Source organism: Ralstonia sp. RL (genome assembly GCF_001683835.1).
Classification (GTDB): Bacteria; Pseudomonadota; Gammaproteobacteria; order Burkholderiales; family Burkholderiaceae; genus Ralstonia; species Ralstonia mannitolilytica.
The window spans coordinates 18,589-40,211 of sequence record NZ_LWRX01000120.1 but is presented as its reverse complement, the minus strand read 5'-3'; the positions used below and the strand labels follow the sequence as shown (position 1 = coordinate 40,211).

23 protein-coding genes are annotated in these 21,623 nt (G+C 66.5%); 12 read left to right on the top strand and 11 right to left on the bottom strand.

Going from position 1 to position 21,623, the window contains the following annotated elements; translation table 11 throughout:
• Together A6M56_RS11325 and A6M56_RS11320 are read right to left on the bottom strand one after the other, a co-directional pair.
• Positions 1-339, bottom strand: coding sequence for a P-II family nitrogen regulator (locus A6M56_RS11325; RefSeq protein WP_045785675.1), 339 nt, complete (start codon positions 337-339; stop codon positions 1-3).
• Between the two features lie 49 nt (positions 340-388).
• Entirely contained in the window at positions 389-1,198 is an 810-nt protein-coding gene (locus tag A6M56_RS11320) for a TorF family putative porin (RefSeq protein ID WP_045785674.1), read from the bottom strand.
• Between the two features lie 533 nt (positions 1,199-1,731).
• Here A6M56_RS11320 and A6M56_RS11315 point away from each other — a divergent pair.
• From A6M56_RS11315 to A6M56_RS11305, 3 genes are all read left to right on the top strand, one after another.
• Complete coding sequence (locus tag A6M56_RS11315) at positions 1,732-1,989, top strand: accessory factor UbiK family protein (protein ID WP_045785673.1); 258 nt, start codon at positions 1,732-1,734, stop codon at positions 1,987-1,989.
• A gap of 156 nt (positions 1,990-2,145) precedes the next feature.
• On the top strand, positions 2,146-2,658 hold the full coding sequence (locus tag A6M56_RS11310) for a hypothetical protein (RefSeq protein ID WP_045785672.1): 513 nt from the start codon (positions 2,146-2,148) through the stop codon (positions 2,656-2,658).
• Positions 2,659-2,859: 201 nt separating this feature from the next.
• A complete protein-coding gene (locus tag A6M56_RS11305) occupies positions 2,860-4,392 on the top strand; it encodes a YifB family Mg chelatase-like AAA ATPase (RefSeq protein WP_045785671.1) in 1,533 nt (510 codons plus the stop codon).
• A 25-nt stretch (positions 4,393-4,417) separates the two neighbouring features.
• Here the strand turns inward: A6M56_RS11305 and A6M56_RS11300 are convergent, their stop codons facing one another.
• Both A6M56_RS11300 and A6M56_RS11295 read right to left on the bottom strand, forming a co-directional pair.
• The gene (locus tag A6M56_RS11300) at positions 4,418-5,056 is read right to left on the bottom strand and encodes a LysE family transporter (RefSeq protein ID WP_045785670.1); all 639 of its coding nucleotides are present in this window, start codon (positions 5,054-5,056) and stop codon (positions 4,418-4,420) included.
• A 74-nt stretch (positions 5,057-5,130) separates the two neighbouring features.
• Positions 5,131-5,670, bottom strand: coding sequence for a hypothetical protein (locus tag A6M56_RS11295; RefSeq protein ID WP_045785669.1), 540 nt, complete (start codon positions 5,668-5,670; stop codon positions 5,131-5,133).
• A 107-nt stretch (positions 5,671-5,777) separates the two neighbouring features.
• Here A6M56_RS11295 and A6M56_RS11290 point away from each other — a divergent pair, with 107 nt between their 5' ends.
• The gene (locus tag A6M56_RS11290) at positions 5,778-6,287 is read left to right on the top strand and encodes an O-acetyl-ADP-ribose deacetylase (protein ID WP_373271742.1); all 510 of its coding nucleotides are present in this window, start codon (positions 5,778-5,780) and stop codon (positions 6,285-6,287) included.
• 100 nt (positions 6,288-6,387) lie between these two features.
• Positions 6,388-6,942 (top strand): TlpA disulfide reductase family protein, encoded by a 555-nt coding sequence (locus A6M56_RS11285; RefSeq protein ID WP_045785667.1) that lies wholly within the window; start codon positions 6,388-6,390, stop codon positions 6,940-6,942.
• Between the two features lie 53 nt (positions 6,943-6,995).
• On the opposite strand, the gene A6M56_RS11280 is transcribed toward A6M56_RS11285, so the two are convergent.
• The 3 genes from A6M56_RS11280 to A6M56_RS11270 all read right to left on the bottom strand — a co-directional run bounded on the left by A6M56_RS11280 (position 6,996) and on the right by A6M56_RS11270 (position 11,709).
• Entirely contained in the window at positions 6,996-8,312 is a 1,317-nt protein-coding gene (locus tag A6M56_RS11280; RefSeq protein WP_045785666.1) for a sigma-54-dependent transcriptional regulator, read from the bottom strand.
• A gap of 22 nt (positions 8,313-8,334) precedes the next feature.
• Positions 8,335-10,284, bottom strand: coding sequence for a sensor histidine kinase (locus A6M56_RS11275; RefSeq protein ID WP_102080964.1), 1,950 nt, complete (start codon positions 10,282-10,284; stop codon positions 8,335-8,337).
• 135 nt (positions 10,285-10,419) lie between these two features.
• Complete coding sequence (locus tag A6M56_RS11270; RefSeq protein ID WP_045785665.1) at positions 10,420-11,709, bottom strand: dicarboxylate/amino acid:cation symporter; 1,290 nt, start codon at positions 11,707-11,709, stop codon at positions 10,420-10,422.
• 427 nt (positions 11,710-12,136) lie between these two features.
• Here A6M56_RS11270 and A6M56_RS11265 point away from each other — a divergent pair, with 427 nt between their 5' ends.
• The 4 genes from A6M56_RS11265 (at position 12,137) to A6M56_RS11250 (ending at position 14,725) form a co-directional block, all read left to right on the top strand.
• Positions 12,137-12,460: a (2Fe-2S) ferredoxin domain-containing protein gene (locus A6M56_RS11265; RefSeq protein WP_045785664.1), complete on the top strand. Its 324-nt coding sequence runs from the start codon at positions 12,137-12,139 to the stop codon at positions 12,458-12,460.
• Between the two features lie 22 nt (positions 12,461-12,482).
• On the top strand, positions 12,483-13,130 hold the full coding sequence (locus tag A6M56_RS11260; protein WP_102080687.1) for an alpha/beta hydrolase: 648 nt from the start codon (positions 12,483-12,485) through the stop codon (positions 13,128-13,130).
• Between the two features lie 81 nt (positions 13,131-13,211).
• On the top strand, positions 13,212-14,405 hold the full coding sequence (locus A6M56_RS11255; RefSeq protein ID WP_102080686.1) for a D-alanyl-D-alanine carboxypeptidase family protein: 1,194 nt from the start codon (positions 13,212-13,214) through the stop codon (positions 14,403-14,405).
• A gap of 20 nt (positions 14,406-14,425) precedes the next feature.
• Positions 14,426-14,725 (top strand): YbeD family protein, encoded by a 300-nt coding sequence (locus tag A6M56_RS11250; RefSeq protein ID WP_045785661.1) that lies wholly within the window; start codon positions 14,426-14,428, stop codon positions 14,723-14,725.
• Positions 14,726-14,798: 73 nt separating this feature from the next.
• Here A6M56_RS11250 and A6M56_RS11245 read toward each other — a convergent pair whose 3' ends face one another.
• Entirely contained in the window at positions 14,799-15,761 is a 963-nt protein-coding gene (locus A6M56_RS11245) for a transcriptional regulator GcvA (RefSeq protein WP_045787747.1), read from the bottom strand.
• 141 nt (positions 15,762-15,902) lie between these two features.
• Between A6M56_RS11245 and A6M56_RS11240 the strand changes: the two genes are divergently transcribed.
• The 3 genes from A6M56_RS11240 (at position 15,903) to lipA (ending at position 18,194) form a co-directional block, all read left to right on the top strand.
• Entirely contained in the window at positions 15,903-16,262 is a 360-nt protein-coding gene (locus A6M56_RS11240; RefSeq protein WP_045785660.1) for a DUF2917 domain-containing protein, read from the top strand.
• A gap of 174 nt (positions 16,263-16,436) precedes the next feature.
• Complete coding sequence (lipB, locus tag A6M56_RS11235) at positions 16,437-17,126, top strand: lipoyl(octanoyl) transferase LipB (RefSeq protein WP_045785659.1); 690 nt, start codon at positions 16,437-16,439, stop codon at positions 17,124-17,126.
• A 54-nt stretch (positions 17,127-17,180) separates the two neighbouring features.
• Positions 17,181-18,194: a lipoyl synthase gene (gene lipA, locus A6M56_RS11230; RefSeq protein ID WP_045785658.1), complete on the top strand. Its 1,014-nt coding sequence runs from the start codon at positions 17,181-17,183 to the stop codon at positions 18,192-18,194.
• A 76-nt stretch (positions 18,195-18,270) separates the two neighbouring features.
• On the opposite strand, the gene A6M56_RS24290 is transcribed toward lipA, so the two are convergent.
• From A6M56_RS24290 to A6M56_RS11215, 3 genes are all read right to left on the bottom strand, one after another.
• Positions 18,271-18,555: a hypothetical protein gene (locus A6M56_RS24290; RefSeq protein ID WP_373995177.1), complete on the bottom strand. Its 285-nt coding sequence runs from the start codon at positions 18,553-18,555 to the stop codon at positions 18,271-18,273.
• A 599-nt stretch (positions 18,556-19,154) separates the two neighbouring features.
• A complete protein-coding gene (locus A6M56_RS11220; protein ID WP_102080685.1) occupies positions 19,155-21,257 on the bottom strand; it encodes a phosphocholine-specific phospholipase C in 2,103 nt (700 codons plus the stop codon).
• 76 nt (positions 21,258-21,333) lie between these two features.
• Entirely contained in the window at positions 21,334-21,543 is a 210-nt protein-coding gene (locus A6M56_RS11215) for a hypothetical protein (protein ID WP_102080684.1), read from the bottom strand.
• Between the last annotated feature and the right edge of the window lie 80 nt (positions 21,544-21,623).

Genomic DNA, 21,623 nt, shown 5'->3' with positions numbered 1-21,623 from the left:
TTACAGCGCGTCGCCACCGGTCTCGCCGGTGCGGATGCGGATGACTTGTTCGACGTCGGCCACAAAGATCTTGCCGTCGCCGATCTTGCCGGTGCGGGCCGATTTTTCGATGGCCTCGACGGCGCGCTCCAGCACGTCGTCGGGTACGGCCACTTCGATCTTCACCTTGGGCAGGAAGTCGACGATGTACTCGGCGCCGCGGTAAAGCTCGGTGTGGCCCTTCTGGCGTCCGAAGCCCTTGACCTCCGTCACGGTGATGCCCGAGACCCCTACCTCGGACAGCGCCTCCCGGACCTCGTCGAGCTTGAACGGCTTGATGATGGCCATGATGAGTTTCATGCTGGATTCCTCCTCGGACAGCGGCACCCGGAGGCGCCGCCACGCATCGTTATTGGAAAGTCTTGGTGATCGACAGCAAGGCCGTGGCCTTGCCCATGTAGTTGCCGCGTGTGTTGGTATAGAACGCGCGCGACGCATTCGTGTCGATGTAGGCCAGCGAGGCCGCCCAGCCGCCGCCAAAGTCCTTCGTCACGCCGACCTTCCAGTCGGCGTACGAAGCGCGCACGGTCTGGTGCGGCACCTGCTGGTAGCCGACGTGCAGGTTCAGCGTCAGGCCCCAGAAGCCGGTATCGAAGTTGCCCGACAGATCGAAGTACTGGCTGTGGTGCGAATCGGGCGTACCGAACAGGTTCGAGAACGCATGCGAATACTTGAACGTGACCGGCCCGTAGCCGATCTGCGCGTAGCCTTCGGTGGTGTGCGGGCGGGTGTAGTCGCTCGGGTAGCTGCCCGGGTAGTAGTACTGCAGCACGCCCACATCGATGGGCACGTCCTTGATGATCTCGGTCTTGTAGCCGGCGTAGAAGTCCATCTCGATCGGCGCGGAGACGTTCGAATTCGAATCGCTCAGCCAGCTGATCGACGAGTTCCAGTTGCCGACGTAGAAGCCCTCGGGCAGCACGCCGCCGGGGATCGCGTAGTCGAAGCCGCCCTGGATGGCAGGCTTGTTGTTGGTCTGCATGATGCCGCGGTAGCGGTATTGGCTGGCCAGCGTGACGTTGGCCGTCAGCGCGGCCGGCGCCGGCGCGGCAGCCGGAGCATCGGCCGCCGGAGCGGTCTGGGCCACGGCGGATTGGCACACACCGGCAGCGGCACCGGTCAGCAGCACCAGACTGGCTGCATAAGCAAACGTCTTCATGACGGCTCTCCCCCTTTAGAAAGTCGCAACGGCAATGGAAAAAAAATCGCACCGGTTCTGCAACTGTCATGCCATGTTGAGCAGGGCGGATGGGCCGAGCGGTGGCGCGAAGCGCCACCACGAATGGCGACATGCGGGCGCAGGGAAATCGGGGACGGGTCCGCCGACGGGGGGAGCGCTCCCCGCCGATGCGCCTCCCAGGCGGGTTCAGCCCATCAGGCCGCTTGCGGACATGGCGCGATAAAAGCCATGTGATAGAGTGATTTCAGTCCTGTGCGACGCGCCCGCAAGCGCGGTTCCGGGCGGCAGGGACTGGCTCTGTCCCCGTTTGGCCGGCCACGCCGATGCCGCATCGCAGCGAGATTTGCTGGGCGGTGTGCCGTTCAGGGCGCACACCCGGTACCATCCAGGCCGGCGACCCCAAAACCAGGCGCCAGACCCGGGCTTTCGCACCACGGCACAGCATGTCTTCCGCACAGTCGCGGTGCATGCACCGGCTTGGCGCAGCCAGCACGATCCACGGAGCATCCAACATGAAACCCACCGACCTCTTTACCGACTTTCAGAACCGCGTGAACGAGGCGCTGCGCAATTCGCCGGCCGCCGACATCGAAAAGAACGTGCGCGCGATGATGACGCAGGGCTTTTCCAAGCTCGATCTGGTCACGCGCGAAGAGTTCGACATCCAGTCACAGGTGCTGGCACGCACACGTGCCCGCCTCGAAGAACTGGAAACCCGCGTGGCGGCGCTCGAAGCGCAACTCAAGTCGACCGCGCCTGCCGACCAGTGAACCGCTGGGGCCCGGCCGGTGGTGCGCCAAGCGCGCCTGCGGCGCGCCGCTGTGCCCGCAGGCTCACCCTGTTGCGGCGCACAGCGAAAACCGCCTTGTTGCGGCTGGCGAACTGATCTAGAACTCCTGTAAGGCTGACGCTTGAGGAGAAAGATCATGCAGCATCGCCTTTATTTTCTATTGCCGGACGTGGCCAGCGCCCGGCGCGTGATGAACGACCTGCTGCTGGCGCGCATCACCGAGCGCCACATCCATTTTGTCGCCCGCGAAGGCGCCGACCTCACCGGCCTGCATGAGGCCAACCTGCTTCAGACCTCCGACATTGTCCACGCCACCCAGAATGGGCTGGTGGTGGGCGGTGGTGCGGGCGTGCTGGCGGGCGTGGTGGCCGCGCTCTTCCCGATCATCGGCGAGGGGCCGCAGTGGGGCATGGTGGGCATCACCACGGTGGTTGGCGCGCTGTTCGGCGCTTGGGCTTCCAGCATGATCGGCAGCTCCGTGCCCAACAGCCGGCTCAAGCCGTTCAGGCAAGCGGTGGAGGATGGGCAGATCCTGCTGATGGTTGATGTGCCGCGCTCGCGCGTGCCCGAAGTGCGCGCGCTGCTGCAGAAGACGCATCCCGAGGGCCACTTCAGCGGGGAGGACACGGCTATGCCAGCGTTCCCCTGATGCCGATCTGCCAACAAACCGAACCGGAGCCGAGGCTCCGGTTTTTTTATGCGCCCCGATCGTCAAATTTGGATGCATTGCGATACGGCGGCACGGGCCGGCTGGCACAGTGACGGGCTCGTCTTACGTCGCACACCGTCACGCCATGTTTCGATGTTCTGTCCCGCACCACGCCCGTGATCTCTGCCGGAGGGCGGCGCGATGAGCCTCGCCGTTCTGCGCTCGCGCGCGCTGTCGGGCATTGATGCACCGGCCGTTTCGGTGGAGGTGCACCTGGCCAACGGGTTGCCGTCGTTCACCATCGTCGGCCTGCCCGACACGGAGGTGAAGGAAAGCAAGGATCGGGTGCGCGCAGCCATCCAGAACAGTCGCTTCGAGTTTCCGGCGCGTCGCATCACCGTCAACCTCGCGCCGGCGGACCTCCCCAAGGAATCCGGCCGCTTCGACCTGGCAATCGCGCTGGGCATCCTCGCCGCGAGCCGGCAGATTCCGCACACGCACCTCGATGCGCACGAGTTTGCGGGCGAGCTGTCGCTGTCTGGCGACCTGCGGCCGATCCGAGGCGCCTTGGCGATGGCGTATGCGCTGTCACGCCACCCCGCCGCGGCTGACGGCGAGGCGCCGCTTGCCCGCGCCTTCGTGCTGCCTGCCGAAAACGCTGCTGAAGCCGCACTCGTGCGCGGCACCAAGGTGCTGCCTGCGCGCACGCTCATCGAGGTGTGCGACCACCTGAGCGCGCCGGACCGCAAGCTGGTGCCAGCCGTGCCGGCCGCTGTGGATGTCGATGTGCGCTACCCAGACCTCGCCGACGTACGCGGCCAGCCGCAGGCCCGCCGTGCGCTGGAGGTCGCTGCAGCGGGCGGCCATTCGATGCTGATGATCGGCCCGCCGGGCACGGGCAAGTCGATGCTCGCGCAGCGCTTTCCCGGCCTGCTGCCGGACATGAGCGACGATGAAGCGCTCTCCGCCGCCGCCGTGATGAGCCTGACCACGCGCGGCTTCGACGCCAAACGCTGGAAGGTCCGGCCATTCCGCGCGCCGCATCACACCGCCTCGGCGGTGGCGATGGTCGGCGGCGGCAACACGCCGAGGCCGGGCGAGATCTCGCTGGCCCACCAGGGCGTGTTGTTCCTCGACGAGCTGCCCGAGTTCGAGCGCCGCGTGCTCGAAGTCCTGCGCGAGCCGCTGGAGACCGGCCACATCACGATCTCGCGCGCGGCGCATCAGACCGACTTCCCTGCCAGCTTCCAGCTGATTGCCGCGATGAACCCGTGCCCGTGCGGCTACCGCGGGCATCCGTTGCGCGCGTGCCGCTGCACGCCCGATCAGGTCGAGCGGTACCAGGCACGCATTTCCGGGCCGCTGCTCGATCGCATCGACGTGCAGATCGAGGTGCCGACGCCATCGCAGGAAGAACTGCTCGATGGCCCGCCCGGCGAGCCGACCGCGAGTGTGGCCCAGCGCGTGTCGGCCGCCCATGCCCGGCAGCTTGCGCGGCAGGGCAAACGCAATGCGCTACTGGCCGGCCATGAGATCGACCTCTACTGCGCTCGCACCGATGCAGCAGACGGCCTGCTGCGGCATGCGATGACACGCTTTTCGTGGTCTGCCCGCGCGTACGCCCGGGTGCTGAAGCTCGCCCGCACCATCGCCGATCTCACAGGCGACGAGCAGATCGACGCAGGCCACGTGGGCGAGGCGATCCAGTATCGCCGCGGGGTGAAGGCAGACTAAGGCGATCCGGCTGTCATGGTGCGCGTCAGGCCGTCTGCCGCTTCACGAAGAACAGCGCCGCACCGATGCTCATCAACATGCCGCCAAAGAAGCGGCTCTGCCAACGCAGCGCACGCGGGTTGCGGAACAGGCGCTGCGCACGCGAGGCAAGCAGCGCATAACCGTGCATGACGATCAGGTCGACGAACACCATCGTCACCGCCAGGATGCCGAGCTGCGCCAACAGCGGCCGGGCCGGATCGATGAACTGCGGCAGCACCGCCACCATGAAAAGGATGCCCTTCGGGTTCGTCAGATTGGTCAGCAGCCCCGCCAGGAAGCGCCGCATCCCGCTGCCCGCCCGCCGCACCGCTTCGCCGTCCGCCGGCTTGCCGATCTGGATGGGCGTGCGCCATTGCACGATGCCCAGGTAAATCAGGTACAGCGCGCCGATGATCTTGATGGCCGTAAAGGCATGCTCCGACGCCACCAGCAGCGCGCCGAGCCCGGCTCCGGCAATGAACAGGATCACCACGAGGCCGACCTCGAGCCCGGCAATGGTGACCGACGTCCGGCGCACGCCATGCGTCAAGCCGTGGGTCATGCTCAGGATCGCGCCCGAGCCTGGTGAAATGGCAATCACCCAGGAGGCCAGCAAAAAGGCCAGCCAGACTTGCAACGTCATGGTGGTTCCCCGTGATGTTGGTATGGACGAGAACGACGATTGTGCACCGGCGTGCGGCAGCTCGCTTGGGCCCGCTAATACGGGTGGAAGCTCGCCAGGAACTGGTCGACCTGTTCCTGTTGGCGCGCATCGCGCGCGGCGTCGCCCGATTCGAGCACCACGGCCTGGTACGCGCGCTTGCCGGTGGCGACCACGCGCGCAGTCAGGCGGCGCGGGGCGGGGTCATCACCGCCGGCGCCCTGCGCGATCAACTCGACCGCCGGCAATGACAGCGGCGGTTGCGCGGCTGTCTTCACGGCGATGTCGCGCACCTCCACGCGGCCCTTCAGGTTGGCTGCGAGCCCACTGCGCAGCGCCTCCACGGCGTGCTGGCGCCAGACCGGGTCGTCCGCTGGCAATTCGACCACGCCAATGGCGAACAGCGTGCCCTCGATGCTGGCGGCCTGCATCGTCATCGGCAGCCGTTGGCCGTTGACGGCAACGGGGCGGGCGTCGGTCGTGGGCCTGGCGGGGTAGTCCACCGCGTAGGCGCCCTCGCTGGAATGCACGGTGCGCCAGTCGTACTTGGGCGAGCAGGCCATCAGCAGCGCACACAGCGCGGTACCCAAACCCATCCTCACCGCCTTTGCCGTGATGGTCACATCGCCTCCTTCGTCGTTCTGCGTCTTTTGGAGCGGACTATTATCGGACAGAGACGCCCGCCCGCTTCCGGATGCCTGCCATGCCCAGTCCCCGCCTCATTGCCGTCCGCGCCGACATCACGACCCTGGACTGCGATGCCATCGTGAATGCCGCCAACAGCACATTGCTGGGCGGCGGCGGTGTCGACGGGGCCATTCATCGCGCAGCCGGGCCCGAACTGCTCGAAGCGTGCCGCGCGCTGCACGGCTGCCGTACCGGTGAAGCCAAGATCACGCCAGGCTTTCGCCTGCCCGCGCGATACGTCATTCATACCGTCGGGCCGGTCTGGCACGGTGGCAGCCGGCAGGAAGCCGAACTGCTGGCGGCGTGCTATCGCAACAGCCTCGAACTCGCCCGCCGTCATGAGGTGCGCACCCTGGCATTTCCGTGCATCAGCACGGGCGTGTACGGATTTCCCCCCGAATTGGCCGCGCCGATTGCCGTGCGCACCGCGCGGGAGCATGGCGCCGGCCTCGATGCGATCACGTTCTGCTGCTTTTCGGCCGCCGACCTCGCCCTGTATGAGGCAGCGCTCGCTGCAGAAAAGTGACGCAGGAACCGCAATGCACGGATTGTCGCAGCCGGCATGCGGCGCACGCGCGCCGGGCCTACAATAGCCGTCTGTGACTGATTCCGGAGCCGTTGCCAACATGGCCTCGCCCCTGACCTCCTCCGCCCATGCCGCGCCCGCCGCTTCCGGTGGCCGTCGCTGGCTGCTGCCCGTTGCCTTGCTCGCGCTGGCCGTCGCCGGCTGGTTCGGCTGGCGTGCATTCTCGCCGTCGCAGCAGGTCCCTGCCGCCACGTTCACGCTGCTCGATGGGCAGAAGCTGTCCACGCAAGACCTCAAGGGCAAGGTCTACCTGGTCAATTTCTGGGCGACCAGCTGCGCCACGTGCGTCAAGGAAATGCCCAACATGGTCCAGGCGTACAACAAGTACAAGGGCGAGGGCCTGGAATACGTGGCCGTCGCAATGAGCTACGACGCGCCGATGTACGTGATGAACTTCAGCCAGACGCGCCAGTTGCCGTTCAAGGTCGCGATGGACGCCGACGGCTCTGCGGCCAAGGCCTTTGGCGACGTGCAGCTCACGCCGACTACCTTCCTCGTCGACCGCGACGGGCGCATCCTCAAGCGCTACGTCGGCGAGCCGGAATGGTCGTCGTTCGATGCGCTGCTCAAGCAGACGCTGGCCAAGCAGGCCTGAGCCGTCAGCGCACAGCAAAAACGCCCGGGACGTTTTCTTTTCTGCGACGCCGTTCAGAGGCCGTAGCGCTTGATCTTGTCGTACAGCGTCGCGCGGCCGACCTGCAGGATATCCGCCGCCTGGTGCACCGACCCGCCGGTGCGCGCCAGCGTCTCGGCAATCACCGTGCGCTCGTAGCGCTCGACGCGCTCCTTGAGCGGCATGCCGTCTTCCGATGCATCGGTCACCACGGGTGTGCGGCCGACGCCGAGCACGAGCCGGTCCGCCGCATTGCGCAGTTCGCGCACGTTGCCGGGCCAGTTCGATTGCATGAGCTCATGGCGCTGGCGTTCGGCCAGCATCGGCAGCGGACGCTGGTAGCGCACCGCGGCTTCGAGAAGGAAGTGCTCGAACAGCGGGATGATGTCTTCGCGGCGCTCGCGCAGCGGCGGCAGGTCGATGGCCACCACGTTCAGGCGGTAGTACAGGTCGCGCCGGAAGCCGCCCGCTTCGATCAGCGCTTCCATGTCGCCCTTGGCGGCTGCCACGATGCGTACGTCGATGCGCACCGACGTGTTCGACCCCAGGCGTTCCAGCGCGCCTTCCTGCAACACCCGCAGCAGCTTGACTTGCAGCGCGATCGGCATGCTCTCGATTTCATCGAGGAACAGCGTGCCGCCCGAGGCGTGCTCGAGCTTGCCGATGCGCCGCTTGCCCGCGCCGGTGAAGGCGCCGGCTTCGTGGCCGAACATCTCGCTTTCGAAAATCTGCTCCGGCACGGCACCGCAGTTCAGCGCGATGAAGGGCTTGTCATGGCGCGGCGACAGCATGTGCAGGCTGCGGGCGACGAGCTCCTTGCCCGTGCCGGTTTCGCCGTTGATGAGCACCGGCGCGTCGGTCGCCGCCACGTTTTCGATCAGCGCGCGCACCGCGCCCATGGCAGGCGAGCGCCCGATGATGCGCGTGCCCGCTGCGGGGCCCGCCAGTTCGCGGCGCAGCGCGCGGTTTTCCAGCTCCAGCGCACGGCGCTCGACGGCGCGGCGCACGGTCTCGGTCAGGCGCTCGGCGGGGAACGGCTTTTCAATGAAGTCGAAGGCGCCGTCTCGCATGGCCTGCACGGCCATGGTGATGTCGCCGTGGCCGGTGACGAGCACCACGGGGATCCCCGTCCCAAACGACTGGCAGTGCGCAAGCACATCGAGGCCGCTGGCGCCCGGCAGGCGCAGGTCGCTCACGACCACGCCGGGGAAGTTCGCGTCGATCTTGCCCACGGCCTCTTCGGCGCTGCCAAACGCCTGCACGTTGAAGCCGGCCAGCTCCAGGCTCTGCGCGGTGGCCTGGCGCACAGGCGGGTCGTCTTCGATGAACAGAACGGTCAAGCCTTCGGACATGGGTCGTGTTCGCAAGAAAAAATCAGGTGGATGCCGCGCAGGCGATCTCGGCGCGTACCAGTGTCAGCGTAAATTGCGCGCCCCCGCCGGGCACATTCGTGGCCGACAACGAACCGCCAAAGTCGCGCGCGATGCTCGTCGAGATGGCCAGGCCCAGGCCCAGCCCCTGGCCGATCTCCTTGGTGGTGAAGAACGGCTCGAACAGGTGCGGCATGGCGTCAGGCGGAATGCCCGGGCCGTTGTCGCGCACCGCAATACTCAGCTGTGACGGCGCGCCCTCGGCAGGCCCGACGTCGATGTCGATGCGGCCCGGGCAGGCCGGTTCGTTGGCGCCGATCGCGTCGAGCGCGTTGCCGACGAGGTTGATGAGCACTTGCTCGAGCTTCAGTTCATCGGCGCGCACCACCGCTTGCGCTTCGGGGATGCGCCAATGCAGCTCCACCGCGACGTCGCTCAGGCGCGGACGCAGCAGCGCCAGGGTGTGATCGAGCGCCACGCGCACCTGCACATCCCCCACCTTGCGGCGCGTGCGGCCCGCGAACAGCTTGAGCTGCGCGGTGATCTTGCCCATGCGCTCGGTCAGGTCGGCAATGGCCTGCAGGTTGTCGGTCGCGGCGGCGTGCTGCCCACGCTCGAGCAGGATGCGCGTGTTGTCGGAGAACGTGCGCAGCGCCGCCAGCGGCTGGTTCAGCTCGTGCGTGATGCCGGCGGCCATCTGGCCGAGGGCCGCGAGCTTGCTGGCCTGCACGAGCTCATCCTGCGTGGCGCGCAGTTCGGCCTCGGCGCGCGTGCGGTCCACGATCTCGTGCTGCAGCTGCTCGTTGGTGGCCATCAGATCGGCCGTGCGGTCTTCGACGCGACGCTCGAGCTGGTCGTAGGCGGCTTCCAGCAGGCGGCGGCTGCGCAGCATTTCCATCATGCGCAGGCGACGCTGGCGCCAGTAGAACAGCAGCAGGCACGCAAACGCGAAGGCGAAGGCAGCGGCCACGGTGGCGCTGCGCGCGGCGCTCATCACCGGGTCCACGGGCGTGAGGTACATCAGCGTCCAGTCGGGCTCGACAAGGTCGCGCGAGACCTGCAGATAGCGCGTCGCATTCGCGCGCTCCCCGATGCGGATGAGCTCGGCGCCTTCGGGCAACTGCCCCGTCAGCCTCAGGAAACCCGGCGCCTCAGGTTGCAGCGGCAGCGGCTTGATCTCTTTGCGGAAATACTGGCGCGTGGCCTTCAGCTGCGCCTGCAGCGTGGGCGTGAGCGGCTCGACGGTGTGGTACTGCCACGCCGGCACGGACGACAGGAAGATCACGCCGTTCTCGTCAGCCACCATCACCGGTTCGGAGGCATCGTGGCTCGCGCGCCCGAACCATTCGAGGTTGAGCTTGACCACGGTCACGCCGATCACGCGGCCGTCCTGCATGACCGGCTGCGAGATGTAATACCCCGGCTCCTCGCGGGTGATGCCAATGCCGTAAAACCGGCCGACATGGCCCGCCACCGCCTGCTGGAAATACGGCCGGAACAGATATTCGGCGCCCACGAAGCTGTCGGGCTGGTTGTAGTTCGATGCGGCCAGCGCCTTGCCGCTGGGGTCGATCACGTACGTGGCGGTCGCGTGCGCGCGGTCGTTGACTTCGCGCAGATAGCGGTTCGCGCGGTCGACGTTGGCCGGCGTCGGATCGGCCAGCAGATCGTGGATGAACGGATGCAGCGCCACCAGCGCCGGCAGGTATTCGTAGCGGTCGAGCGTGCTCTTGAGGTTGGCAGCGTAGCGGTCGACCCGGCCGCCGGCGGCCTGCTGCGCTTGTGCCAGGCCGCGGTTCCACGTCACCACAAAGGTGGTCGCGCACACCAGCGCCATCACCACCACGAGCGCGAGCGCTACCAGCCACCAGAACCCGCGTCGGGAGCCGGGGGCGCTGGTGAACGAGAAATCGGGATCGGACATCGGCGGGAGCTGGGCGGACACTGTCGCCATGTCTTCCGCTGCCGCGCCGGCCGTCGTGCGTGTCACGAGGCGCTCCAAATGGAAGCGGGGCCGTCTGGAAGGACAGGCCCCGCAATCATACGCTTTCAGTCGGGGGCGCCCGCAGGCAGTCCCCGTGGCGAGCGATCAGGCCGCCGGCGTGGCCGGCACGCCTTCGTCGCTGCGGTCGCCCGACAGCACACGGGCCAGCTTGGCGCGATCGAGTTCGCGCTCCCAGGCCGAGATCACCACGCAGGCCACACCGTTGCCGGTGATGTTGGTCAGCGCGCGGCACTCGCTCATGAAGCGGTCGATACCGAGGATCAGCACCATGCCCGCCACCGGAATCGTCGGCACCACCGCCAGCGTGGCGGCCAGCGTGATGAAGCCTGCACCGGTGATGCCCGAAGCGCCCTTGGAGGTCAGCATCGCCACCGCCAAGATGGTCAGTTGCTGCGTCCAGGTCAGCTCGATGTTCAGCGCCTGCGAGATGAAGATCACCGCCATCGTCATGTAGATGTTCGTGCCATCCAGGTTGAACGAATAGCCGGTCGGCACCACCAGGCCCACCACCGACTTCGAGCAGCCCAGCTTCTCCATCTTTTCCATCAGGTGCGGCAGCGCGGATTCCGACGAGCTCGTACCCAGCACGATCAGCAGCTCTTCCTTGATGTACGCAACGAAGCGGAAGATGCTGAAACCCGTGAGCCGCGCGATGATGCCCAGCACCACCACCACGAAGATGACGGCCGTCAGGTAGAACGTGCCGATCAGCTTGAGCAGCGGCACCAGCGACACCACGCCGTACTTGCCGATGGTGAACGCCATCGCGCCGAACGCGCCGATCGGGGCCACGCGGGTGATGACGTGCACGATGCGGAAGAACACGTGCGCGATCTGGTCGATGAAGTCGGTCACGATCTGCGCGCGCTCGCCCATGGCGGACAGCGCACCGCCGAACAGCAGCGCGATCAGCAGGATCTGCAGGATGTCGCCCTTGGCAAACGCATCCACTACCGTGCTCGGGATGATGTTGAGCAGGAAGTCCACCGTGCTGGCCGACTGCGCCTTGGCGGCGTACTGCGCCACGGCCTTGGCATCGATGGTGTTGACATCGACGTTGAAGCCCGCGCCCGGGTTGAAGATGTGGCCCGCGGCCAGACCGATCACCAGCGCAAAGGTCGAGACGATCTCAAAGTAGATCAGCGCCTTGCCGCCCACGCGGCCCACCTTCTTCATGTCGCGCATGCCGGCAATGCCGGAGACGACCGTACAGAAGATGATCGGCCCGATCACCATCTTGATGAGCTGGATGAAGCCATCGCCCAGCGGCTTCATCTTCACGGCGAGCGCGGGCGAGTAATGGCCGAGCAGAACGCCGATGACGATAGCCGCCAGCACCTGTACGTACAGGATTTTGTAGAACGGTTTTTTCATGTCTTCCTCGAGTGTCACAGACCGGCCGTGCGCTCGGTTGCTCGCCCGGTCCGACCCGCCCTGATGTGGTCTCTCTCCTGCCTCGCTACGCCGATGTTTCCGGCGGCTCCCGTGGCAGGTCGCTCCTTATTGCAAGGGCTATGCCAATGTGAAATTTCCGTGTCGACGCCGCGCCAACCCTTGTGCCGGCTGGGTGTGACTACGATGGCACCCGGCTCATGCGTCGTCAATCCCGGAATCCGCGCACAGCCCCGTCCAGACATCCGGAAAACGTGTTGCGACGCAGCACCGCCCGCTCACATGGCGCTGGGACGCCGGGCCGGGGCCGTATAATGCCGGCTCGTTACGCAAATCCACATGTGTGCGCGGCGCCTGGACTCTTCCACGCCCTGCCCGCGCGCCATCATCACCGCCCGCGCAGTCGCCCATGAGCAGCCACTACAAGCACCACGTCTTCTTCTGCCTGAACGAACGCGAGGATGGCTCGCGCTGCTGCGCCGACTTCGGCGCCAAGGCCATGCAGGAATACGCCAAGAAGCGCTGCAAGGAGCTTGGCATCAACGGCGAAGGCCGCGTGCGCATCAACAAGGCCGGCTGCCTGGACCGCTGCGAACTCGGTCCGGTCATGGTGGTCTACCCCGAGGCCGTCTGGTACACCTTTGTCGACAAGGAAGACATCGACGAGATCATCCAGAGCCATCTGATCGAAGGCAAACCGGTCGAGCGCCTGATGGTCGATCGCCCCGCCTGAGCCTGACGCGACCCGCATTCCCATGAACGTGCATACCCAAGAACGCCTGATCCCTGGTCCGGTCGGGCAGATCGACCTGTCCATCGACCAACCGGAGGGTGCGCCGCGCGGCCTCGCCCTGGTGGGCCATCCGCATCCGCTGTTTGGCGGCACCAAGGACAACAAGGTCGCGCAGACGCTCGCCCGCACCTTTGTCAGCCTCGGCTACGTGACGGTGCGGCTGAACTTCCGCGGCGTGGGCAAGACCGAGGGCGCGCACGACAACGGCATCGGCGAACAGGACGACATGCTGGCCGTGCTCGACTGGATGCGCACGCAAACGCAATGGTCGGCCGACGTGGCCACGCTGCCGCTCGCGATGGGCGGCTTCTCATTCGGCAGCTTTGTCGTCTCGCACGTGGCGCGCCGCTTGGCCGAAGCCGGCACGCCCGCCGAGCGCCTGGCGCTGGTGGGCACCGCCACTTCCCGCTGGGATGTCGCGCCGGTGCCGGCCGACACCATCATCATCCACGGCGAACAGGACGACACCGTGCCGCTCATCGACGTGCTGAACTGGGCGCGGCCGCAAGAGCTGCCGGTCATCGTCATCCCGGGCGCCGATCACTTCTTCCACCGCAAGCTGCATCTGATCAAGCAGCTCATTACCGGCGCATGGGCGCCACGGCCGTAACGTTCCCTTTTCGATTTTCCGGATGCCGCGCCTCCCCCGGCGCGTGGCGTCATTGAACCCAAGCAGACCGCAGGACCCGACATGCAGACCCGTTTCACCGCTTCCGCCCTCCACTCCGCCGCTGTCACCGCCGTGGCCGCGGCAGTGCTCGTCACGGCGCTGCCGGCAGCCGCGCAGCCCGTGCCCGCGCCGCAGGTCGCCGCGCGCGCATGGATGCTGACCGACGTGACGAGCGGCCAGGTGCTCGGCGGCGCGAACATGGACGAGCGCATCGAGCCCGCCTCGCTCACCAAGCTGATGACGGCGTATCTCGTGTTCGAGGCCGTGCGCGACGGCAAGCTCAAGTACGACCAGATGATCACGCCCACCGAGACCGTGCGCAGCGTCAAGACCGACGAATCGCGCATGTTCCTGGAGCCGGGCAAGCCCGTGTCGGTGCGCGACCTGACGCAGGGGTTGATCGTGCAGTCGGGCAACGACGCCGCGCTCGTGCTCGCCGAAGCCGTGGGCGGCACCGAGACCAACTTCGTGATGCTGATGAATCGCGAAGCCGAACGCCTGGGCATGAAGAACACGCACTTCATGAATGCCGCGGGCCTGCCCGACCCGAACCACTATTCCACCGCACGTGATCTGTCGATCCTGACCGCGTCGCTGATCAAGAACTTCCCGCAGGACTACAAGTTCTATTCGCAGAAGGATTTCACCTATAACAACATCAAGCAGCCCAACCGCAACCGCCTGCTGTGGCTGGACCCGACCGTCGATGGCGGCAAGACGGGCCACACCAAGTCGGCCGGCTACTGCCTCGTCACATCGGCCAACCGCCCGCTGCCCGATGTGCCGGGCGCGAGCCGCCGCCTGCTGTCGGTCATCATCGGCACCAAGAGCGACGCGGTCCGCACGCAGGAAAGCCTGAAGGTCCTGAACTACGGCTATCAGTTCTTCGACACCGTGCGCCTGTACCCGGCCAAGGAAGCGCTGCAGACGCCCGACGTGTACAAGGGCCAGGCCAAGAGCGTGAAGCTGGGCGTGCTGGAAGACAAGTGGATCACCGTACCCAAGGGCGCCGGCAGCCGCCTCAAGCCGGTGCTCGAGCGTAAGGACCCGCTGGTCGCCCCGATCGCGCAAGGCCAGCAGCTCGGCACGGTCAAGGTGATGGACGGCTCGACCGTGGTGTCGGAATTCCCGGTGGTCGCGCTCGATGGCGTGCCCGAGGCCGGCTTCATCGGCCGTGCCATCGACACGGTCAAGCTGTGGTTTAAAAAGAAGTAATCGACCCCATTTACTTCGACATGACCTCTTCGAACTCCACCCCGCCGGGCCACATCCCGCCCGAACAATCGCTCATCGAATACCCGAGCGACTTCCCCATCAAGGTGATGGGGCCCATGCACGACGACTTTGCCGCGACCATCATCGAGGTGGTCCGCCAGCATGATCCCGAGTTTCACGAGGGGCGCCTGGAAAAGCGGCCGTCCTCGAGCGGCAACTACCTGGGCCTGACCGTCATCGTGCGCGCGACCAGCCGCGAACAGCTCGACGCGCTCTACCAGGCACTGACGAGCCATCCGATGGTCAAGATCGTGCTCTGAAGCGCGCTCGCGCATCGCGAGGAAAACGCCCCGGTCCTGCCGGGGCGTTTTTGCATGGCGCGCCGAGGCGGCATCACCCCTTGGCCACGTGCCCGAGGCAAACGCTGTTGTCGGCCATCAATCGCTCGAGCTTGAGCTTGAACGCCGCGATCTCGGGCAGCAGCCAGGCGCGAAACGCCTGCATCTTCGGTGTCTGCAGCGCGCTGTGCGGACAGACGAAGTAGTAATTCCACGGGCACGGGATCGTCGTCTCGAACAGGCGCACCACGCGGCCGGTCATCAGATCGTTGAAGGCCAGCGTCGGGCGGATCAGCGCAATGCCCTGGCCGGCAGCCGTCGCCTGCAGCAGCAGCGACGAATCCTGGAACATCAAGCCGCCGCGCGGCTCCACGAAGCCTTCCATGCCGGCCGCGTCGAACCATGGCTTCCACGCCTCGCCCTCGCTGCGCAGCAGCGTCATCCCCGCCATCTCGGCCAACGTGCGCGGCAGGCGCCCGCCGTTGAACGACGGGCTGCAGACCGGAAAGAACACGTCGTCGAGCAGCTTTTCGACATACAGCCCCGGATAGTTGCCCGAGCCCATGCGCAGCGCCACGTCCACCTCTTCGCGGGCAAAGTCGACCAGCGCCGGACTCGAGAACAGCTCCACCTCGAGTTCGGGATGCTTCTCGATGAACGTGCCGATGTGCGGTGTCAGCCACCGCGCGGCGAACGACGGCATGGTGCTGATCGCCAGTCGGTTGTCGCGGTTGCCCGCGCGCAGCTGATGCGTCGCCTGGGCAATCTGGTCCAGAGCCTCGCGCACCCGCTCGGCATAGGCGCGGCCGGCATGTGTGAGCGTGACGCGCTTGCCGCGCCGCTCGAACAGCGGCACCCCCAGTTCTTCCTCCAGCGTGCGCATCTGGTGGCTGACCGCACCGTGCGTGACGAACAGCTCCGTCGCCGCGCGCGAGAAGCTCTCATAGCGGGCCGCCGCCTCGAACACCCTTAACGCCCCGAGTGAAGGCAGGCGCATCGGTTCGCGGGTCTCCGTCATCATTTCCCTCCGGTTTTTCGTGGCGTCTTATGTGAACAGCACTATCAAGAAGCGCAATATATATCGTTTGTTACCAGGCAACCAAGCGCCTAGACTTCCTTTCACGGCAAGGCCCATCCCGATGCCGTGAAGGAGCCGATCATGAAAGCTGTACTAACAAAAATTGTATTCACCCTGCAGCCCGGCGAAGTGGTGGCATTGCGCATGCCTGCCAACCAGAACCTGCGCGTCGAGCAAGCCCACGGACGCGACGTCTGGATCACACACGAGAACAAGGCCGGCGATGAATGGCTGCACGCGGGCGGCAGCGTCGCCGTGAAGCGCGGCGAGGAAATCGTCGTCTCGGTGGACCCGAAGGCCCGCGGCCCCGTGGCGCTGGCCGTGGAAGCCGCCGATGGCCACATGCCGCGCAAACCGTGGCACCTCGCCGACGGCTGGCGCCACACGCTCGCCGCGCTCGGCTGGAACGAGCACGCCGATACCCCCGTCGTGGCGGCCTGACCGGCGCGCAGAAGCGCGAATCTGTTTCAGCCTCCTTTTGCGGCGCGCCGCAAAAGCCCGATGCCGGCGCCGATGCCTCCCATCGCGCCGGCATCGTTTTTTTTGCCAGACCCTGCAAGCGACTGCGGCAAAGGCGCCGGGCGACGTCGGCGGCCCTGCGCTACACTTCGCGACATGATTCCGATTGACATCGTCGAACGCGGTTTGCAGGACTACGCCACCTGCTTCGACGCGATGCAGACGTTCACCGCGCAGCGCGGACCCGACACCCCCGACACCATCTGGCTGGTCGAGCACCCGCCGGTGTTCACGCTCGGGCTGGCCGGCGACCCGGCACATCTGTTGGCCCCGGGCAACATCCCCCTGGTGAAAGTCGACCGTGGCGGCCAGATCACTTATCACGGCCCCGGCCAAGTCGTCGCCTATCTCCTGCTTGATCTGCGCCGCCGCGGGCTCTTCGTGAAGGCGCTCGTCGACGCCATCGAGGCGGCCGTCATCGACACGCTCGCCACGTATAATGTCGCCTCCGAACGCAAGGCTGGCGCCCCCGGCATCTACCTGTCGGACGGGCCGCACCGGGGGGCGAAGATCGCCGCGCTGGGGTTGAAGATCCGCAACGGCTGCAGCTACCACGGCGTGAGCCTGAACCTCGCGATGGACCTCTCGCCCTTCACGCAGATCAATCCGTGTGGCTATGCCGGCCTCGAGACCGTCGACATGGTGACCGCCGGCGCCCGTGACCCATCCGGACGTGCGCTCAGTGCGGACGACTGGCAACCCGTTTCCCGCGAACTGGCCAACGCCCTGGTCGCGCAACTGCAGCAACGCGCGCAAGCGCAATCCGCCGAAGCCGCTATCGCCTAGCAGCCGGCACGCCGTACCGACATGCACGCGCCCCAGGCTCGTGCGGAGAACACGATGACCGATTCCGCCACCGGCGCAGCCGCCGCCCATACCGAGAGCGCTGCCGCTCCCGCCCTGACGAACAAGCCGTACGACGCGACGGCCAAGCAGAAGTCTCTCGACAAGACCGCGCGCATTCCCATCAAGATCGTGCCGGCCGAGAAGCTGAAGAAGCCGGAGTGGATTCGCGTGCGCGCGGCGACGGGCAACTCGCGGTTCTACGAAATCAAGGACATCCTGCGCGCCAACAACCTCGTGACGGTGTGCGAAGAGGCCAGCTGCCCGAACATCGGCGAGTGCTTCGGCAAGGGCACCGCCACGTTCATGATCATGGGCGACAAGTGCACGCGCCGCTGCCCGTTCTGCGATGTGGGCCACGGCCGCCCGGACCCGCTCGATGTGAACGAGCCGGAGAACCTGGCCAGGACCATCGCGCAGCTCAAGCTCAACTACGTCGTCATCACCAGCGTCGACCGCGACGACCTGCGTGACGGCGGTGCGCAGCATTACGTCGACTGCATCTCGCGCACGCGCGAGCTGTCGCCGGGCACGCGCATCGAGGTGCTGGTGCCGGACTTCCGCGGCCGCCTGGAGAAGGCGCTGGACATCCTCCAGACCTGCCCGCCGGACGTGATGAACCACAACCTCGAAACCGTGCCGCGCCTGTACAAGCAGGCCCGCCCGGGCGCCGACTACGCGCACTCGCTCAAGCTGCTGAAGGACTTCAAGGCCCGCAACCCGAATGTGCCGACCAAGTCGGGCCTGATGGTCGGTCTGGGCGAAACCGATGAGGAAATCCTCGAAGTCATGCGCGACATGCGCGAGCACGACATCGACATGCTGACCATCGGCCAGTATCTGGCGCCGTCGGGCCACCATCTGCCGGTGTTGCGCTACGTGCACCCGGACACCTTCAAGATGTTCGAAGAGAAGGCGTACGAAATGGGCTTCACCCACGCCGCAGTCGGTGCAATGGTGCGCAGTTCGTACCACGCCGACCAGCAGGCGCACGAGGCCGGCGTGGTCTGATTACAGCCGGAGCGCCGTGGAAACAAAAAGGGCCTTGGGGTAGAACCCAAGGCCCTTTTGCTTTGGCGCGGCCCGATCAGGCTTGCGAAGCGGCGTCCTTCGGATACGAGGCATCGCCGTTCCACGAGAGGTAGCCGTAGGTGTCGGCCTGGCGGTCGGCACCGTCCGTGTACGGGTTGGCCTTCGCGATGGCGCCGTCGGTGTACGGGTCAGCCTTGCCTGCGGCACCTTGTGTGTAGGGGTCGAAGCGGTCGTTCTTCCACGAGAGGTAGCCGTAGGTGTCAGCCTGGCGGTCGGCGCCTTGCGTGTAGACGTCGAACTTGCCGGCAGCGCCATCGGTGTACGGGTCTGCCTTGGCCAGTGCGCCGTCGGTGTATGCATCGGCCTTACCAGCGGCGCCCTGGGTGTACGGATCGAAGCGGTCGTTCTTCCACGACAGGTAGCCATAGGTGTCGGCCTGCCGGTCAGCGCCCTGCGTGTAGACGTCGTACTTGGCGACGGCGCCTTGCGTGTACGGATCTGCGCTGCCCTGCACGGCGGCAGCTGCCGGGTGAGCCGACAGCAGCGCGGCAGAGGCAGACACCATAGCCACGAGGGCCAGCAGGCTGCGACGGGAGAATGCGGTTGCGAGATTGGCGTTCATGATCGGTTCCTTTGTCTTGATGTTCGGTTGCGCTGGGTTCGTTGCGCTTGAGACCAGAATAGATCGTTGTCTGATACGAATAAATGATCATTCGAAGAAAAGACTGTTCCCCAATAACCAACAATTGATCGCCGCAACGTCAATGTGCCGTCACATGTACACAGACGGTCTGGCGATGCCACACCGAGCCCCCTCGCCTGGGACGTCCTTTGGCGCTCCCCGCTTTCAGGCAAAGAAAAGCCGCGCACGATGGCGCGGCGTCCATTGGGCGGCTTCGATGCCCGGGCCGGTGAACCCGCCGTCTCCTTGCGCGCGGCTCAGGCGCCCAGTGCCGGGTCGGATGCGCTGGCGCGGCCCGTCTCGACGTGGCCGGCAAGGCGGCGCTCGAAGCCGGCATCGGTGCTGGCCGTGACTGTGACGTCGTACCACGCGTGCTGGCTGCGCAGGTCCAGGTACAGCGACGCATCGTCGCTGCCGCGCACTTCACGTTGCACGGCCTCGCCGGTATAGGCGCTCTTCACCGTGAACACCGTGGACGTGCGGCCGTGGTTGATGAGGCGCAGTTGCAGATTGCCGTTGGCCACGTCGTAGCCCTCCTTGACCTCCAGTGCGCGACCGTGCGGACGCAGCAGGCCTGACAAGGCGAGCCTGCCGACAAAGCGGCGCAGGAAGCCGTTCGGGCCGTGCACCGTGAAGTCATACGCGCCGCCCGCCGCCACGGGCAGCTTGTCCGACAGGCGCTTACCGGCCTCCACTGTGTACGTGCGCGGCGCATCTACGCTGCCCGCGGTGTAGACGAGGAACGCCGCGCCCACGTCGCCGGTGTTGACGAAGTCGAGCTGGAACTTGCCCGCCGCCTCATCCTGGCGGCCGCGCACGAAGAGTTCATACGGCAGCGCGCGCGCCGGGCGCACGCCCCGCTCCTGCTTGGGCACGGCCTGCACCAGCGGCGGCAGCGGGACGTAATCGGGATGACGCTGGCGATCCTTGGGGGCGTAGGCAGCGGTGCTCGGCAGCGCGGGAACCACGTCATTGGGCGTGGCGAAGTTGAACGCCGATGTGAGATCGCCGCAGACCGCACGGCGCCACTTCGAGATGTTCGGTGACCTGACACCGTGCGTGCGCGCGAAACGCTGCTCGATGAAGCGGATGATCGACGTATGGTCGAACGTTTCCGAGCAGACGAAGCCGCCCTTGGACCACGGCGACACGACGAGCATCGGCACGCGCTGGCCCAGGCCGTAGCTGCCCGCGCCGTACTTGGCATTACCCGGGAAATACTCGCCCGTGGTGTCGACCGTCGACAGACCGTTGCCGCCCGATGCCGCGAAAGGCGGCACGAGGTGGTCGAAGAAGCCATCGTTCTCGTCGTACGTGATGAACAGCGCCGTCTTGCTCCACACCTCGGGGTTGGACGTCAGGATCTGCAGGACCTGATCGATGTACCACGCGCCGTAGTTGGCCGGCCAGTTCGGGTGCTCGGAGAACGCCTCCGGCGCGGCAATCCACGAGACTTGCGGCAGCGTGCCGTTCTGCACGTCGCGCTTGAGGATGTCGAAGTAGCCGTCGCCGGCCGACACGTTGGTGCCGGTGCGGGCCTTGTCGTACAGCGGGTTGCCGGGCTGCGCGTTCTGGTATTGCTTGAAGTACAGCAGCGAGTTGTCGCCGTAGTTGCCGATGTAGGGGTCGCTCGTCCAGCCCCACGAGCCCGCTGCGTCGAGGCCCGTGCCGATGTCCTGGTAGATCTTCCACGAGATGCCGGCAGCTTCGAGCACCTCCGGATACGTCGACCAGCCGTAGCCGACTTCCGCGTTGTCGATCACGGGGCCGCCGCCCGCGCCGTCGTTGCCGACGTAGCCCGTCCACATGTAGTAGCGGTTCGGGTCGGTCGAGGTGGGCGTGGAGCAGTGGTAGGCATCGCAGATGGTGAAGGCGTCGGCCAGCGCGTAGTGGAACGGGATGTCCTGGCGCGTGAGATACGCCATCGTCGTCGTGCCCTTGTGCGGCACCCAGCCGTCGTAGCGGCCGCCGTTGACCGCGCCGTGCGTGTCGTTCCAGCCGTGCGGCAGGTCCTGCAGGAACTGCATGCCGAGATCCGGCGCGCCCGGCCGGAACGGCAGGACCTCGCCCGCCCCGCCGGCCAGCGGCTGATGCCATACGCTCTTGCCGCTGGGCAGCGTGATCGTGCGCGTATCGCCGTACCCGCGCACGCCGCGCAGCGTGCCGAAGTAGTGGTCGAACGAGCGATTCTCCTGCATCAGGATCACGATGTGCTGCACGTCCTGGATGCTGCGATGCGCGTTGTGGGCCGGTATCGCCAGCGCCTGGCGGATGCCCTGCGGTACGGCTCCCATCGCAGCGGACGCGGCAGCGAGTTGGGCGGCGGAGCGGAGAAAACCACGGCGGCTCTTGGAGGTCATGTTCTCTACCTGGTGTCTGTGCTGGGGGGTTGGGGGAACAACACGGTGCAGCGGCGGCTGAATGCGCGGACGACGTTCAGTCGACGGTGTGCAGGACGGGCGGTGCCAGGCCATTCGGTGCAGCCATGGGCTGCGCCGAAGCCGCAGGCGGTGCCGGCGCTGGGGCCGGTGCGCGCACGATGGCCGGCACGTGCGGATCGGCATCGCAGCCGCTCAGCGCAAGCGCCGCAGCCGTCAGGCATGCGGTGCGGCGCAACGGGCGATCGGCAACGCGGCTGGCAGACACGGATGACCTCCTGATGACACGGGACGGTCTGCGCATGCAGCGCACGCCCGTCGCTCAACAGGCGCTAAGGTAGAAAGGAA